This is a genomic window from Roseburia sp. AF42-8 (genome assembly GCF_003435965.1).
Lineage (GTDB): Bacteria > Bacillota > Clostridia > Lachnospirales > Lachnospiraceae > Roseburia_C > Roseburia_C amylophila.
The window spans coordinates 29,953-45,546 of sequence record NZ_QTVB01000020.1 but is presented as its reverse complement, the minus strand read 5'-3'; the positions used below and the strand labels follow the sequence as shown (position 1 = coordinate 45,546).

Here is a 15,594-nt window from a genome sequence, read left to right as displayed (position 1 = left end):
GCCAATTATGTTCAAATGAGCAAAGAATGCCAATAGAAAACAAGATGGAACAAAATACGTAGAAGTACATCATATAAAAAATCTGTCTGAAGAATATGATGAAGAAGGAACTTTGGATAGCTTAATAATCTCATAGTTGTTTGTTCAAATCATCATAAGATGTTGCATTATCATAAAGGTGGTTATCGGAAGATTAAGATAGTAAATGAAGTTTTAGCGTTTGTAAATGATTCAGAAGAAGTTATTCCAATTATTACAAACAAACATTTAAAAAGTGATGAATAGTATGGAATGACAGAAGAACGGATTGTGCAAATGTAGTGAGGTCAAGGAACAAGGCGTAGCCGATACGCCGTAGGGCAGTCCTTGACGGAACGGACATGGCTAACAGTACCATGATATAGCAGAGGACTTGAAAGGTTAGAAACCTTGCAAGTCCTCTTGTTTGTTATTGGGCGTTATATTTTAAGTAAAGTGATTCTTTTATTTGCTCTTTTTCAAATGCTTTTATGTGAGCGTCTTGTATTCCGTTGTCGATATAAAAGCAATCGTCAGTTTTTGAGTAGGCAAGTTTGGTAACTTTCGGTTCATAGGTTTTTGTATCAATTCCATAATAGTAAATTGTGGCGGTTGTTAATACCATGTTAATACTTTCAAAATCTCTTGTAAAAATAGTATGCCTGTCGGAATAGAAGAAATCAGACGGACATGAGTATTGGATCAATTACCAGAAAGGCAAAGGAAGTGAAGAGTTCCAAAAGTATATGGAAGATCTGACAGACATGCAGAATCATGTGCTTCCGTATCTGCAGAGTTTTTGCAATCTGGAGGAAAAAGGTGTGAAGGAGAGACGAGAACAGCAGATAGCAGAAAGATATGAAGGAAGAGCAGATGAGAGGGTAACAAGTACCGAAGCGAATGAAGTTGTTAAGGATGTAGGAAAAACAGATAGAAAACCGGCACAGCAGAAGCAGGCGGTAGATGGAAAAGATAAGAAATTATCCATTCATGAACGGCTTGAGATCAATAAGAGGATTATTCAAGAAAAGCAGGGAAAAGATAAAACGGAGAGAGGAGTTGATTTGGGTGTAAGGACAGTGTAGAATAAGCAGAACGAGTCGGAGGTCATGGATGATAACGTGGCTTCCGGCTTTATTGCGTATTGTCGGAAGAATTATAAATGGTATAATGAATGTAAATGCGATAAAAGAATGTCGCCTGTTATGCGACTTCCAAATGAGAAAAGTGTGTTATTCTGAGATCAAACAAGAGGCTAATAGAGTCAGGAGGATGACATTATGAGTAAAAAAGGATATAGCAGACCAGGATTCTTTGAATCCATAAACCATTATGATGCAAACGGAAAAAAGTAGGCGAGAGCAGACCAGGATTCTTTGGTGGTATGAACGACTATGATGCAAATGGAAAGAAAATCGGACATAGTTCGCCTTCCTTTTTTGGTGGTATGAATCATTATGACAATAACGGGCATAAAGTAGGTGAGAGTCGACCAGGATTCTTTGGCGGTTTAAACCATTATGATGACAAGGGGCATAAGCGGGGGCATAGCAATCCAGGATTTTTAGGTGGATTCAATCATTACGGTTAAAACTGCACAGAGAGCAGCACAAGCGGCAAGGGCTGCGGCAAAAGCCGCCGTGGTTACGGTAAAGGCGATTGCCAAAGCGACCGCACTTGCCATTAAAGCGATTATTGCCGGAACGAAAGCCTTGATTGCCGCTATCGCCGCAGGCGGCTGGGTGGCGGTTTTGGTTATTATCGTGATTTGCCTGATTGGTATGATCCTCGGCTCAGTATTTGGCATTTTCTTCTCAGACGAAGATTCCGGCACTGGAATGAGTATGCAGACCGTTGTGCAGGAAATCAATACCGAATACGATACCAAGCTGCAAGAGGAAAAGAACTCGGTATCCTATGATGTTCTTGAAATGAGTGGCAGCAGAGCCGTTTGGAAAGAGGTGCTTGCCGTTTACTCTGTAAAAACGAATACGGATCAAGATAACCCCCAAGAGGTTGCCACAATGGACGATGGCAAAAAGCAACTCTTAAAAGACATCTTTTGGGAGATGAATCAAATATCTTCCCGAACAGAGAGCAAGACCGAAACAGTTATTACCGAAACCGATGACGGACACGGTAATATCGTGGAAACTGAAAGCACGGTCACACAAACCTATCTGTATATTACCGTCAGCCACAAGACTGCCGAGGAAATGGCGGCGCAATATGGTTTTAACGAAGAACAGAAAGGCTACCTCGCTGAACTGCTTGCAGATGAAAACAATTACCTTTGGTCACAGGTGCTTTACGGCATTACAGGCGGCGACGGACAGATCGTGACCGTTGCACTCTCTCTGGTTGGCAATGTGGGCGGTCAGCCGTATTGGTCGTGGTACGGTTTTAACTCCCGTGTAGAATGGTGTGCTTGCTTTGTATCTTGGTGTGCCAACGAGTGCGGCTATATCGACGCTGGAGTTATCCCAAAATATGCAGGCTGTGTCAACGGAGTACAATGGTTTAAGGATCGTGGACAATGGCTGGATGGCAGCGCCGAGCCTGCCCCCGGAATGATTATTTTCTTCGATTGGGCAGACGAAAGTGGTCAGGATGGATTATCCGACCATACGGGTATTGTTCAAAAGGTCGAAAACGGCAAGGTTTATACGGTCGAGGGCAACTCCGGCGACAGTTGCCGAGTCAATGAGTATTCTATCGGTTATTACGAGATTCTTGCTACGGCGCACCTGCCTATTAAAATACACAAGCCGCCTGCATTTTGCAGGCGGTTGGATTACATATCAGAAAGATATTGTGCCGGTTTGAAAACTAAAAGTCTCAAAATACAGACTTAATAATTGCGATTTCACTCTCAAAGTGCTATAATACAAACTATATTTGGGTGGAGGTGCGGAAATGAAAGTACGGTACAACAAACTTTGGAAACTTCTGATTGACAAGGGAATGAAAAAGAGTCAATTACGAGAAGCGGTCGGGGCAAGCAAAAGTACATTTGCGAAACTCGGAAAAAATGAAAATGTTACCCTTCCCGTGCTGTTGAATATATGCGAATACTTAGAGTGTGATTTTGGCGACATAATGGAAGCCGTACCCGAAAATGAGGTGTAGGATCAATGAACAAGAAGATTTTAATTGTGGATGACGAAAAAGAAATCGTTGATCTGCTTGAAGTGTATTTGAGTAACGATGGTTATTCAGTATATAAATGTTATAATGGGTTAGAGGCGATGAAATGTATCAAACAGTCGCAGATTGATTTAGCGATACTTGATATTATGCTGCCGGATATTGATGGTTTTCGACTTTGCCAAAAAATTCGGGAAAAGTTTTACTTCCCTATTATTATGCTTACCGCCAAAATTGAGGATAGCGACAAGATTATGGGGCTTACGATTGGTGCGGATGATTATATAACGAAACCGTTTAATCCTTTAGAGGTTGTGGCAAGAGTAAAGACGCAATTAAGGCGTTATCAGAGCTATAACAGTCCTAATTTGAGCCAATCCGAAGAAAAAGACGAGTATGACATCAGAGGTCTACTGATAAACAGAGTCAGCCACAAGTGCTACTTGTATGGCAAAGAAATAGCCTTGACTCCGTTGGAGTTTTCTATTCTGTGGTATCTGTGCGAACATCAGGGTAAAGTTGTCGCCTCGGAGGAATTATTTGAAGCCGTGTGGAAAGAAAAGTATCTTCGCAACAGTAACAATACGGTAATGGCGCACATTGGGCGGCTTCGGGAAAAATTGAATGAACCTTCAAAAAATCCGAAGTTCATTAAAACTGTTTGGGGGGTAGGGTATGAAATTGAATAAAAAAGAAAAAAACTATCTGCTCTCTACCTTGTTCAAAGGGTATGTAATTCAATGTGCGATTTGCTCTGTGCTTATTTTTGGCGGTACTTTTCTTTTAGGAATTATGGCAGAGGAAATTCTCCGCAAGTATGTTTTGTATTATTACTTGTATTACAGAACAGTATATCTTTATATAGTGGCTGTAATCGTGTGGGGTGGCTGTATTATATACATGACATACCTACTTTTGAAAAAAGTAGTCGCCTATGTGTACGAGGTACAGGCTGCGACAGGAAAAATGTTCGATCAGAATGTCAGTTACATTGAAATGTCCCCGGAGTTGAGTGAAATCGCCGCTAACATCAATCAGTTAAAACAAGAGGCTGAAAGTAATGCAAGGCTTGCAAAAGAAAATGAGCAGCGAAAAAATGACCTGATTATGTATCTTGCACACGATTTGAAAACACCGCTTTCTTCTGTAATCGGGTATCTTACTTTACTGCGTGATGAGTCGCAAATCTCAAAGGAACTTCGAGAAAAGTACCTTTCAATCACTCTTGGTAAGGCAGAACGGTTAGAGGATCTGATTAACGAGTTTTTCGAGATAACACGATTCAATATATACGATATTACATTACAATACACGAAAATCAATTTAACTCGCCTGCTGGAGCAACTTGTATATGAATTTAAGCCTACGCTCAAATCAAAGAATTTGCAATGTAATCTTTGTGTTGATGATGATATAATGCTTCGATGTGACGCAGACAAAATTCAGCGTGTTTTTGATAACCTTTTGAGAAATGCGGTTATCTACAGTTTTGAAAATACGGATATCACGATCAGCGCACAATGTCAGGAAGATACGGTCAGCATTATTTTTTGTAACCACGGCGATACTCTGCCGGAAGAAAAGTTAAACAGGATTTTCGAGCAGTTTTATCGGCTTGACGCAGCGAGAAGTACAAGCAGTGGAGGAGCTGGATTAGGTTTGGCGATTGCAAAGCAGATTGTTGAACTACACAATGGTACAATCGTTGCAGAGAGCCAAGAGGATCAAAACAAGTTTTCAATTACTTTGCCGTTGGCGTAGGAAAATTGTAAGAATTTGCATAGAAAAAAAGAGGAATATCTTACGAGCAATCAAGAAAATACGGGCTTCTGTTTTGGTACAATAAAAGTATCAAGATAGAGGCTCGTATTTTTTGTGATACAGCATAAGGAGGAATGATGAAGTTGCTAAGAAAACAAATGCTGCTATGTTCTATTTTGTTTCTTGTATTTACGCTATCTGCCTGCTCTGCAATTGGGCAGACAGACGAAAACAATCTTACAGATAGCGCAACATCCGCAGAAAAAACGGTATCAGTTGTACGAGGGACAATTACTCCAACCGTTTCAACGCAAACGACTATTGTTCCGGCAGTACCGTTTATTATTTTCTCACCCGAAAATGGCATATTTAATACAGCGGTAGAATTAGAAGAAAAAATCACTGCCGGGCAAATTATTGGAACTGTGAACGGCAAAGAATTGAAATCTCCGGTGGATGGTACAATTACCTCTATTGCCCCATCCAATGAAAGCGTACCGAGTAATTATCCCGTAGCGATAGTGCATTATACAGGATTTGCCCTCAATGTAGAGGCAGATAATTTTTTGAGTACCTTACCGGAGTATGCAGAGTTGAAAGCAAAATTTCAAGTATATGATGGTGTAGGACCAACCGATATGATTGCCGTGGTGTCGCCTGCCGCAGATGAAAATGCGTTTACGGGAATCGTGCCGCAAGAGGGCATTCTGCAATGCTTGATCAGTCAAACAGTCGATGTGAAATCGGGGCAAAGTGCAACGGTAGTCATAACGGCGACAACGAGAAATGATGTCCTTATATTGCCGCTGTCGGTAATAGCGGGTAGACAAGGGACGGGATTGGTTACTGTAATTACTCCGAATGGAGAAAGAGTGGAAACAAAAGTGACATTGGGTGTGACAGACGGAGCCAATATAGAAATACTGTCCGGCTTAGAGGAGGGCGATGTAGTTTCTGCTACTCCGCCAAACCTTGATCCGAGGGGGATTTGATAAAATGAAAGGAATTTCCGAAAAGACTTTAATCAAAATAAAGGATTTGAAAGCAAGCGTCAAATTGAATAATGGCGATATGCTGACAACAGTAACCAACGCTAATATGGAATTGCAACGAGGGCGCAGTTATGCCATTGTCGGAAAGTCCGGCTCAGGCAAAACAAGCCTTATATCCATTATTGGCTTGTTAAATCGGGAATATGAGGGCGAGTACCTTTATGATGGTATATCTATTTCTGCTTTGAAAGACCGTGATCTGTCTATACTGCGAGCCAATAATATCGGATTTGTATTTCAGAACTACTCTCTGATTAAGCACTTGCGGGTATGGGAAAATATCGAATTACCCCTACTCTATGCCAAAAAGTCGTTTACCGCCAAACAGCGTCACGAGATAATTACAGGCTTGCTAAAAAGTGTCGGCTTAGAAAGCAAGGAAAATGATTACCCAATCAATTTGTCCGGCGGTGAACAACAAAGAGTTGCAATCGCAAGGGCGCTTGCAGTATCTCCGGAAGCCATTTTATGTGATGAGCCTACGGGAGCGTTGGATAAAAAGACGGGAACGCAGATTATGGAACTGTTGCACAGCGTCGTAAAAGAAAATGGAATTATGCTGCTGTTGGTTACGCACGATCCTGATATTGCAGATACCTGTGATACGATTTTTGAAATGGATGGAGGGAGGATAACTTGTGCTAAAAATGATACTTAAAGACCTTCGTCTGTCTCCACTTAGAAGTATTCTGACAAGTGTTTCAATGCTTGTAGGCATTATCGCAATGCTTGGATCGGTATTAGTTGGTACGCTTGGACGGGAGTATTTGATTTCCGTAAACGCACAGGTATATGGCTGGTCACCTACTTACTCATTCGTGATAACGGAATCCGATTTTCACGATAGAAATAAAATGGAACAATTATTCCAGAGATTTGAAGCCATTGATGATGTAGCCGCTGTTACTTTTTCTATGGGAGAAGATATTCGATTTGCACCAATGAAAGATTTAACGCCAATACCGCCGAATGATGTTTACCAAAACCTGATGGCTTTTGATTTAGTTTGCACCACGGAGGCATATAGTCAAGTCTATAATCTTCCAATGACATCCGGTAGATGGTTAGAGCCTTCGAGTGAGGGCGGATCGCTTGAAGTGGTCATAAACAAAGAAGCTAAAAACTATTTTAATGATTCGCCCTATGCTGCAGGAAATGTAAAAAGCACACTTTCGTTAACCCCATTCAATATTGTCGGAGTAGTAAACGATGGCAGGGATTTTCCGACTATCTATGCGGATTCTGCGGCGATCCTCAATTTCGCACCAGCAATGTGGCAAGTACAAAATGCAAATGTGTATTGGCATCCCACAACAGGACTGACAATCGAACAGATACATTCTGCCCTTGGCGACATTTTGACTGATACCATTGGCGGTTACTGGGAAAGTGCTGGGCGGAGTGATATTGGAGATACCTATGATTCGGTATTGTCCATACTGCAATTAGGGCTTTTGGTTACTTCGCTTTTGTTGCTGTTTGTTTCCGTATTAGGGCAGATCAATATCGGACTATCTTCATTGGAACAGCGCACACATGAGTTGCTGATCCGCAGAGCGATAGGTGCTTCACGAACAAATATTGTGGCATTGGTTTTAGGCTCACAGTTGATTTTATCAATATTCGTTTGCTTTGCAGCTATTTTGATTTCGCTGATTTTGGTGCATTGTATTGGAGCGTTGCTCCCTGTGGATTCCCCGGTGGGAACACCGAGTTATCCAATCAGCGTTGCTGTTGTTGCAGTTGCTGTGTCTGTGCTTACAGCATTATTGGGCGGATTATTACCAGCATTGAAAGCAGCAAAATTAGAGCCTGCATTGGCTCTTAGATAATAAAACTCAATTCAAGGAGGAAACAAAATGAAACGAACAATCTCAAAATCCGAAAGACCGTACAGACTGTTATTGTGTGTTATGATTTCTTTGCTGGTGATTATGCTGGCAGGCTGCTCCACTTCTTCGGACTCCGACACAAACACAAGAGGTTTCACGGACTTTGCTACCATTGAAGAAGAATACCTAACGACCATTGAGAGTTGAATTGGCCGGAGGGCTTTACGCCGCCTGATGCTTTGGAAGGCGAAGATACGGGAGCGTCTTTTCAGATAGGATATGGCGATACAAGAGCATCTAACCTTTGGGAATATTCTTGGATGCAGGAATGGCTTGATACTTACAATACGGATTCGGAAAGGGCGGCAAAAGCCTTAGCTGAACTCGAAAAAGCCTTTGATATGCCTTATATGGGAACAGATCGCTGTGATGACGCCACACGCAAATATCTTCGTGATAATATTGATAAAGCTAAGTTGGGAGATCCGTCTGGATTTACAGAGTGTATTCAGGCAAATTATGCCGATTAAAAATGGCACATAGGAGTTTTGGTGTTGGGAGGTGAGCACATATATGCAGAGAAAACGCCGTAAGAAAAAACGATTTGGAGTATTTTTGTTTTTGCTTGTAGTTTGTATCGGCATAGGTATAATGTTTGTGCCGTGGGCAATGCAGCCGGAAAATTTCAGAGAGGTAAAGAATAAAATAAATGGTTTTCTCTACAAAGAAGATTTTCCTGACTCTTATAATGCAAAATCGCTGATTTTGGTGGATTGTTCTGATGATGAAATATTTGTTTCAAAAAACGAGAACGAGCCACAAATTCCTGCAAGTTTAGCCAAGCTGTTTGTTATTGAGTATGCGTCAACTTTAGCAGACCTTGATAGTATCGTTGTTGCAGACTATGGTGCTATTTCACTCACGAAACCTGGCTCGTCTGTTGCTCAAATCAAGGAAAAAGAATACTTTTTACACAATCTATTTGCGGCAATGTTAGTACCGTCAGGGAATGACGCAGCTTATGTGGTTGCTGATTATTGTGGAGGATTACTTTCGCCGCAAGCAGAAAGCTGTCAAGAGCGTGTGAGGATTTTCATGGAGAACTTAAACCTGCATTTGCAACAGCAGGGGTACTTAGACACAGTTTTATATGATCCGAGTGGTTTTGATATGGAGGCACTTACCACCACTTTAGATTTGAAAGAAGTAGTATATCGGTTGTTGGAATACTCGTGGTTTAGAGAAATTGTATCTCAAAACACTTATACGGCAACACTGCCTGATGGCAGTACACAAATATGGCAGAATACAAACGCCTTCCTTGATCCGACATCCGAATATTACAACGAAAATGTATGCGGAATTAAGACTGGCTCTCTGTCTGACGACTATAACTTGATTGTGCTTTATCAGCAGCACGGAAAAGAGTTTTTGATATGCAGTTTAGGCTCTCAGTCCGATTCCTCTCGTTATGACGATGTGAATTTTATTCTGAAAACGATTGATGAATCGTATTATCTCACGCAATAAATCTTATGTTGTCCAAGACAAAAAAACTAACCAAGGGGGGTGATAATATCGGACGAATCGTAATAATGGAGTTCAAAGCACAAGACTCAACAGCCTTTGACGATATGCTGGCTTTTGTAAAACAGCACCCTGATTTTGAAAAATTAGAGATTTCATATGAGCCGACATTATCCCTTTCCGGCTTAGAAATCAATTTGAGCCGGCGCAGAGTTATCAATAACGGTCAGGAAATTGAACTGACCGTCAAAGAGTACGATATACTCTGCTTGCTCGCAGCCAATAAAGGTCGTGTTCTTACATACGAGCAGATTTATGATAAGGTGTGGGGCGAAATATCAGCAGGCAATGAAAAGGATACCGTAGGCTTTCACATTCGGAATCTTCGTAAAAAACTTTGTGATACAAACTCTCACTTTTCCATAGATAGTGTTCGTGAGATCGGCTACCGCTTTAACAGTCAGTAAGCAGTCCCTCGTAGTTCATAATGAATTGCGAGGGATTATTCATTTTCTAAGACGGTATGTCGGAATTTGATAAATCCCTGCAAATGTTGATTTTATACGACTGTTAAGAGCAATATCGTGTCTAAACTTGCGACTGGACTTTGCATTTTCTACGAGTTATCTTCGTAATATCTCGGCATTATACTACTGGAATGTTTATCATAAACAGGGCATGATTTATGGCAGAATGGGCAGTCGTTCTCGTGCCATTTATTAGGTCTTGCTTGGATACGAATATGTTTAACTCCATTCTTATCAGAGTAAAGATTACAATTTTTTATAACTGTGTTCTTGACATTAAGGACACTTTTGCATAATGTATTAACTGAAGCCACTTGTGAATACTCCTTTTGTGTTTTTCTTCGCAGTTAATACATTAAAGGACACAAGTGTTTTTTCAATATGGTGTTGTTAATTTATGGTGTTAGGCTTCCACCATTATGCCAGAAGCCTCATATAAATTTATTGGGAAGAGTTACCGATCAAGTTTTCTCAGAATCCGAAGAATGGGATATTGATACGGTGTCAGAAACTATTGCATCGGAATATGAAAGAGCAACGAATCTTTCGATAAATAAAGAGAAGCAGAATTTGCCAATAGAAGAAAAACGAACGATAGATGTTAAAGAAATACGAGAATGGCTGAACTTTATTATTACGATTATATCAGTTGTTTTGGGAGTTACGAATTCTTCAGCAACAACGATAAATAATTACAATTATACACAACAAGTCAATAATTATTACATCGTTGGAATGGGATATGATGCGAAGGAGCTAAATACGACTAAATATAGAATCGTTAATAGAGAATCTATTGTACGACTGAAGCATGACTGCCATTCGATTGTAATTGAAAAGCTTGAGGAAGGGAAAGTTGTTAGAATTATAGATAAATATAAAAAGTGGCGACAGATAATTTGGGAGAATGAAGATGGTGAAGAATGTATGGGGTGGATTCAAAATTATAGATTAACTGAGTTTAAAGTGCCTAGAAATAAATGATGTATATTTGATGAAATAGAATCTATAAGTGAAGGAAGTATTATGTGTGGTAGATATTATATTGATTCTGATATGGCAGATGAAATCGAAAAAGTAGTGCATGATATAGACCAACGGATCCGGCAGGAACATTTTGCAGGAGATATCTTTCCAACCAATGTAGCACCGATCATTGAAAAATCAGAACATGGATTGAAACTGGATGTTTGCAAGTGGGGATATCCATTGTCACAAGGAAAGAATCTGGTTATAAATGCAAGAGCAGAATCTGTTATGGACAAACCTTCTTTTCGAAATGGAATCCTCTATCACCGCATTTTGATACCGGCAAGTGGGTTCTATGAATGGAATCGGTTAAAAGAGAAAAATACATTTTCCAGATATGATGCACCAGTATTGTATATGGCTGGCTTCTGTGATTGGTTTGAGAATGAACGACGATTTGTGATTATGACTACAGCAGCCAATGAATCTATGATAAAAGTACATGATCGTATGCCGCTGATATTGGAAAAAGGACAGCTGAAAGATTGGTTCGATGACAGGAAAATGGAGCAAATTCTGCATCAGGTACCGGTTCAGCTAAAACGAGAGGCAGAATACGAACAGCAGAGCTTATTCTTATAATGGTTCAGAGGAGAAATAGAAAGATGCAAATATTTGTTGATGCAGATGCCTGCCCAGTGGTTGCGATCATTGAAAAGATTGCAAAAGATAATAGTGTTCCGGTAATGTTGTTGTGTGATACAAACCATGTTCTGTCATCGACTTATAGTAAAGTTGTTGTTGTCGGTGCAGGAGCAGATGCAGTAGATTATAAACTGATTAGTATCTGCATAAAGGAGATATTGTCGTATCACAGGACTATGGTGTGGCTGCAATGGCATTGGGAAAAGGTGCTTATGCTATTCATCAATCAGGTAAATGGTACACGGATGATAATATTGATCAGATGCTAATGGAACGTCACCTGGGTAAAAAAGCCAGAAGAAGTTCCCGTAAATGTCATGTCAAGGGACCGAAGAAGCGGACGGAGGAAGATGATGAAAGATTCGCTCAGTCTTTTGAAAAAATGCTTTTGATGGCACGGGAGAAAGAAGGCAGATGAGGAATTGTAGATGCAGAGGAACGACAGAAGCTATAAAGACTTAAAACAAAAACAGAAGAGTGCAATAGCAGATAAAACATACAAAATGCACTTGAAGTTTTATCTTGAGAATCAGCGAATACATACGCTACAAGGTGTTATGAAAATGGAGTAGACCAACAGGTAGTGCAGAAACTCTTAGGTCACTCAATATTGGCAATGACAACCGATTTATACACTCACGTTTCAGAAGAGAAGAAAAAAGAAGAAGTAGCTGAACTGAAAATATTGGCTTAAATTTGGAGTAAAAATAGAGTAAATCAGAAGATAAATAGCGAAAAACAGCGTAAAACCAACATTCTCAAGTAGATATAAATATTGTTCAGAAATAAATATTTCAAAAAACGAGGATGTGCATTTTGCATATCCTCGCTTGCGTTATAAGAGACTATTTTTTCTTTTTCTGTAACATCTGCATCATCTGCAGCATTTTATCTGCTTTTACACGTTCTGCTTCGGACATATTCTGCTTTAATAATTCAATTAATAAAGTTGTTTCAGTATTCGAAAATGTCATACCGTTTTGTTTGGCATTATTGGCGGCGTTCATGACCGTGGAAGCCATGGATTTGGCATCCTTTGTATCAGTATTATTAGAAGCAAAATCCATAAGAAACTGCAGCTTTTCCGGTGAAATATCATTTAAGGCAGGATTGCCTTTCAAAAAGTCTAAATTCATAAAATCCTCCGTTCTTAACAAGTTGACAGGGAACCATAAAATAACAAATGATAAAGTGATGAAATCAGGAAAACAGGGTATCATAAGCAGACAGCATCTGATACATATTTAAAAAGTTTTCAATATTTTCTTTCTCGCCGGGTGTACACTGTTCGCTGATATCGGTAAGCATCTGAAACATCCGCTCCTGGGGAGAATGGCTGCTGACTTCCTGAATCGTAAGCGTGTCATTGGAAAAAGCTGGGCTGTTTTTTGTAGTTCCATATATTTGATGAGAAGCGCAAAGGGACGCTGCTGACCGGCGGAAAGATATGGAATCATGGTTTTCATAATCTGTAACTGGTGGTTTTGTAACTGCGAGTCAAAGAAGGTTGGTTTATACTCAGAATCCATAAAATAATCCTTTTTCTTTTAAATTATGATGGAACAGCGGAAAATATAACTTTGACGCATATAATAAAATGTAGAACCTTTTTATAGAAACAGGAAAGGATTTGATGCCAGCATGGGAAAATTAATCATTGACGGAAATGAAGTATATGAAATAGATGAAGAATGTATGAAGAAAAAAGAAACGGAAAAGAAGAAACTGACCGCACCGGAAAAAGGCGGTCAAAGATATGACAGAACAAAGAATGTGTCTTGACACATTCTTGTGCCTGCGGCGGTCGCTTGCGACATCTACCTTATACGCCGCAGTGCGCATCCTCGCGGAGCATTTTTTTGCTTTACAGGAAAGCAATTTCCTGTAAAGTGAAAAAGGGACCTCGTTGAGAGGCCCCCGCTTTGCAGACGAATTAGCATCCACAACCGTTGTTGTTAAATCCGAAGCTGTCACCACAGCCACCACAGAAGAGCAACAGTAAAATAATCCAGATACAGCTGTCGTTGCCGCATCCATTGCCACATCCTCCAAATCCATTGTTGCCGCAGCAGGAGAGTAACAGGATAATCCAGATTAAAGAACAGCAGTTATTTCCTTCGTTACATCCACATCCGCAGCCAGTAGCAGCTAAATCACTCATTTTCAAATCCTCCAAAATTTATCTTACACTTCATAATATGGAAGAAGTAAAAATGTGTGACTAAATTATTCTGAAATTTTTTCGATGCCGGAAATGTCCGGGTGAATTGTCAGGGAATAATTCGTATAGTAAATGACATAACCGGCAACAGCACCGTTTGGTTTCTTTACATTTTTACGCTGTAAATAATCGATTTCAATTTTTTCGTTATCACGGCCGGAAGAATAGTAGCCTGCCAGTCTGCCGGCCTCTTCAAAAGTCCGATCCGGCAGCTCCCTGCCTTCGGTTTTTACAATAACATGGGAGCCGGGCATTCCTTTGGCGTGGAACCACCAGTCATTTCCGTTGGCAACCTTGAAAGTAAGTTCGTCATTCTGGAAATTATTTTTTCCAACATAAATATCAAAGCCATCACTGGAACGATAATGGAATGGTTTACTTTTGGATTTTTGTTTTTTCTTACCGCTCATTTTCCTGCGGATATAGCCATAGGTTTCCAGCTCGTCCCGGATCTGGGCAAGGTCGTCTTCGGATTCTGCAATGGCAAGCGCAGCCTGAATGGTCTGTAAGTGTGCTATTTCTGCCTTGGTTTCTTCGGTCTGGGTATTTAATGCTTCAAAGGTACGCTTTAATTTATTGTACCGGGCAAAATATTTTTTTGCATTGTCCAGTGGAGAAAGTGTTTCATCCAGAGGAATGGTAAGCATTTCACCGGTATAGTAATTTGGCACCTCTACTGATTTGGCTCCTTCGGTAACCTGATAGCCGTAGGTATTTAATAATTCGCCGTATACTTTAAATTTATCACGTTTTTCCGTATCTTTTAACTGTTTTAACTGTAAATCCAGTTTTTTGCTGCTTCGCTCTAAGTGAGTGGATACAATTTTACGCAAATCCACAGATTTTTGACGCATACGGGTGTAGAGGCTGCGGCTGGCATAAAATTGTTCTAATACGGCGGAAATAGAATCTGCCGGTTCAATGTGATAGCCTTCCGTATGTTCATAGCGGGTTGGTAAGATGGCAGCATATTCTGCCGGTTCTTCTCCTTTATAAAGAATACATGGCTTGAAGTTGGCGTTTCCGACATCCTCCATCAGCCAGCTGAAATTATGATAAAGGTGCAGCAGTGCGTCTTCTTCTAAGGTATTAATCGGTGTATCTGCATCTAAAGAAGCACGGTAACAGATTTCTGCTGCAACCTGTCCACTGATTCCGGTAAAAGCAGAAGTAAGTGCTTTGGCAAGTGGCAGTGGAAGAGAAGACGCCTTTTCACAGAACTGTTCATAGGAACAGTCAAGGGGATTCCGCTTGTTCTGGGTCTCCGGGATAAAATATTCTCTTCCCGGCAGAACTTCACGGACGGAACTCATCTGGGATGGAACCCGTTTGATGCTGTCAATAATGCGTTCGTTTTCATCACAGAAAATAATATTGCTGTATTTCCCCATTAATTCTATAATCAGGTTTTTCTTTTTCAGGTCACCCATTTCATCCAAATGCTCGACCGTAATCCGGATGATTCGTTCTAATCCGGGCTGACTGATGGCAATAATCCGGCCGTTGGCAATATGTTTTCGTAATACCATGCAGAAATTCGGTGCAGTCATGGGACTGACTTTATTCTGAGCTGTAAGATAGATATAAGGCAGGGAAGCACTGGCGCTTAAAGAAAGCCGGTACTGGCCGGATGGTGCCTTTATGGTAAGCAGCAGCTCGTCTGCCTCAGGCTGGGCTATTTTGCTGATTCGTCCATTTAAGATTGTCTGATTTAATTCTGCAGTAAGTGCAGCTACGGTAATTCCGTCTAGCGCCATATAATATGACCTCCTTTGGAAAGAATAGATTCTTTTACAGGATTTTATTATAAAGAAATCTTTCTAAAATTTCAATAA

General features: G+C 40.4%; 18 protein-coding genes and 4 pseudogenes. 18 read left to right on the top strand and 4 right to left on the bottom strand.

What is annotated here, in order from left to right; genetic code table 11:
* Positions 1–448: 448 nt before the first annotated feature.
* Positions 449–643: a hypothetical protein gene (locus DW059_RS09750; protein ID WP_242986196.1), complete on the bottom strand. Its 195-nt coding sequence runs from the start codon at positions 641–643 to the stop codon at positions 449–451.
* Between the two features lie 67 nt (positions 644–710).
* Here DW059_RS09750 and DW059_RS09745 point away from each other — a divergent pair.
* The 17 genes and pseudogenes from DW059_RS09745 to DW059_RS17630 all read left to right on the top strand — a co-directional run.
* A pseudogene (locus DW059_RS09745) lies at positions 711–1,103 on the top strand (YodL domain-containing protein); the annotation flags it as partial.
* A gap of 299 nt (positions 1,104–1,402) precedes the next feature.
* Positions 1,403–1,609 (top strand): hypothetical protein, encoded by a 207-nt coding sequence (locus tag DW059_RS09740; protein WP_012744284.1) that lies wholly within the window; start codon positions 1,403–1,405, stop codon positions 1,607–1,609.
* A gap of 730 nt (positions 1,610–2,339) precedes the next feature.
* Positions 2,340–2,776, top strand: a pseudogene (locus DW059_RS17815) (CHAP domain-containing protein); the annotation flags it as partial.
* Between the two features lie 158 nt (positions 2,777–2,934).
* Positions 2,935–3,147, top strand: coding sequence for a helix-turn-helix domain-containing protein (locus tag DW059_RS09730; RefSeq protein WP_008703822.1), 213 nt, complete (start codon positions 2,935–2,937; stop codon positions 3,145–3,147).
* 5 nt (positions 3,148–3,152) lie between these two features.
* Positions 3,153–3,854 (top strand): VanR-ABDEGLN family response regulator transcription factor, encoded by a 702-nt coding sequence (gene vanR / locus DW059_RS09725; RefSeq protein ID WP_004853366.1) that lies wholly within the window; start codon positions 3,153–3,155, stop codon positions 3,852–3,854.
* A complete protein-coding gene (locus DW059_RS09720) occupies positions 3,841–4,926 on the top strand; it encodes a sensor histidine kinase (protein WP_117698643.1) in 1,086 nt (361 codons plus the stop codon). Before vanR ends, DW059_RS09720 begins: the two co-directional genes overlap by 14 nt.
* Before the next feature lie 134 nt (positions 4,927–5,060).
* A complete protein-coding gene (locus tag DW059_RS09715; RefSeq protein WP_117449615.1) occupies positions 5,061–5,918 on the top strand; it encodes a hypothetical protein in 858 nt (285 codons plus the stop codon).
* Between the two features lie 4 nt (positions 5,919–5,922).
* Positions 5,923–6,636, top strand: coding sequence for an ABC transporter ATP-binding protein (locus tag DW059_RS09710; RefSeq protein ID WP_004853372.1), 714 nt, complete (start codon positions 5,923–5,925; stop codon positions 6,634–6,636).
* Positions 6,626–7,810 (top strand): ABC transporter permease, encoded by a 1,185-nt coding sequence (locus tag DW059_RS09705; protein WP_117456454.1) that lies wholly within the window; start codon positions 6,626–6,628, stop codon positions 7,808–7,810. The genes DW059_RS09710 and DW059_RS09705 overlap by 11 nt, the downstream gene beginning before the upstream one ends.
* Positions 7,811–7,837: 27 nt before the next feature.
* Positions 7,838–8,017, top strand: coding sequence for a hypothetical protein (locus DW059_RS16485; RefSeq protein ID WP_242986192.1), 180 nt, complete (start codon positions 7,838–7,840; stop codon positions 8,015–8,017).
* Positions 8,014–8,340, top strand: a complete 327-nt coding sequence (locus DW059_RS09700; RefSeq protein ID WP_242986190.1) for a hypothetical protein — start codon at positions 8,014–8,016, stop codon at positions 8,338–8,340. Before DW059_RS16485 ends, DW059_RS09700 begins: the two co-directional genes overlap by 4 nt.
* A 43-nt stretch (positions 8,341–8,383) precedes the next feature.
* Positions 8,384–9,340: a D-alanyl-D-alanine carboxypeptidase family protein gene (locus tag DW059_RS09695; protein WP_012744280.1), complete on the top strand. Its 957-nt coding sequence runs from the start codon at positions 8,384–8,386 to the stop codon at positions 9,338–9,340.
* Positions 9,341–9,345: 5 nt separating this feature from the next.
* Positions 9,346–9,804, top strand: coding sequence for a winged helix-turn-helix domain-containing protein (locus tag DW059_RS09690; protein WP_012744279.1), 459 nt, complete (start codon positions 9,346–9,348; stop codon positions 9,802–9,804).
* Between the two features lie 441 nt (positions 9,805–10,245).
* Positions 10,246–10,848, top strand: coding sequence for a hypothetical protein (locus tag DW059_RS09685; protein ID WP_015514507.1), 603 nt, complete (start codon positions 10,246–10,248; stop codon positions 10,846–10,848).
* Between the two features lie 42 nt (positions 10,849–10,890).
* The gene (locus tag DW059_RS09680; RefSeq protein ID WP_012744277.1) at positions 10,891–11,475 is read left to right on the top strand and encodes an SOS response-associated peptidase; all 585 of its coding nucleotides are present in this window, start codon (positions 10,891–10,893) and stop codon (positions 11,473–11,475) included.
* A 23-nt stretch (positions 11,476–11,498) separates the two neighbouring features.
* A pseudogene (locus DW059_RS09675) lies at positions 11,499–11,956 on the top strand (YaiI/YqxD family protein).
* Positions 11,957–12,088: 132 nt separating this feature from the next.
* Positions 12,089–12,232: pseudogene (locus DW059_RS17630) on the top strand (tyrosine-type recombinase/integrase); the annotation flags it as partial.
* A gap of 151 nt (positions 12,233–12,383) precedes the next feature.
* Here the strand turns inward: DW059_RS17630 and DW059_RS09665 are convergent.
* Positions 12,384–12,674: a hypothetical protein gene (locus DW059_RS09665; protein ID WP_117698642.1), complete on the bottom strand. Its 291-nt coding sequence runs from the start codon at positions 12,672–12,674 to the stop codon at positions 12,384–12,386.
* A gap of 505 nt (positions 12,675–13,179) precedes the next feature.
* On the opposite strand from DW059_RS09665, the gene DW059_RS16125 reads away from it, so the two are divergent.
* Positions 13,180–13,320, top strand: a complete 141-nt coding sequence (locus DW059_RS16125) for a hypothetical protein (protein WP_197420807.1) — start codon at positions 13,180–13,182, stop codon at positions 13,318–13,320.
* A 151-nt stretch (positions 13,321–13,471) separates the two neighbouring features.
* On the opposite strand, the gene DW059_RS09660 is transcribed toward DW059_RS16125, so the two are convergent.
* Both DW059_RS09660 and DW059_RS09655 read right to left on the bottom strand, forming a co-directional pair.
* Entirely contained in the window at positions 13,472–13,699 is a 228-nt protein-coding gene (locus DW059_RS09660; protein WP_022243866.1) for a hypothetical protein, read from the bottom strand.
* Positions 13,700–13,764: 65 nt separating this feature from the next.
* Positions 13,765–15,516 carry an Rqc2 family fibronectin-binding protein gene (locus tag DW059_RS09655; protein ID WP_117698641.1) on the bottom strand — a complete coding sequence of 584 codons (1,752 nt, stop codon included), beginning with the start codon at positions 15,514–15,516 and terminating at the stop codon, positions 13,765–13,767.
* Positions 15,517–15,594: the final 78 nt, after the last annotated feature.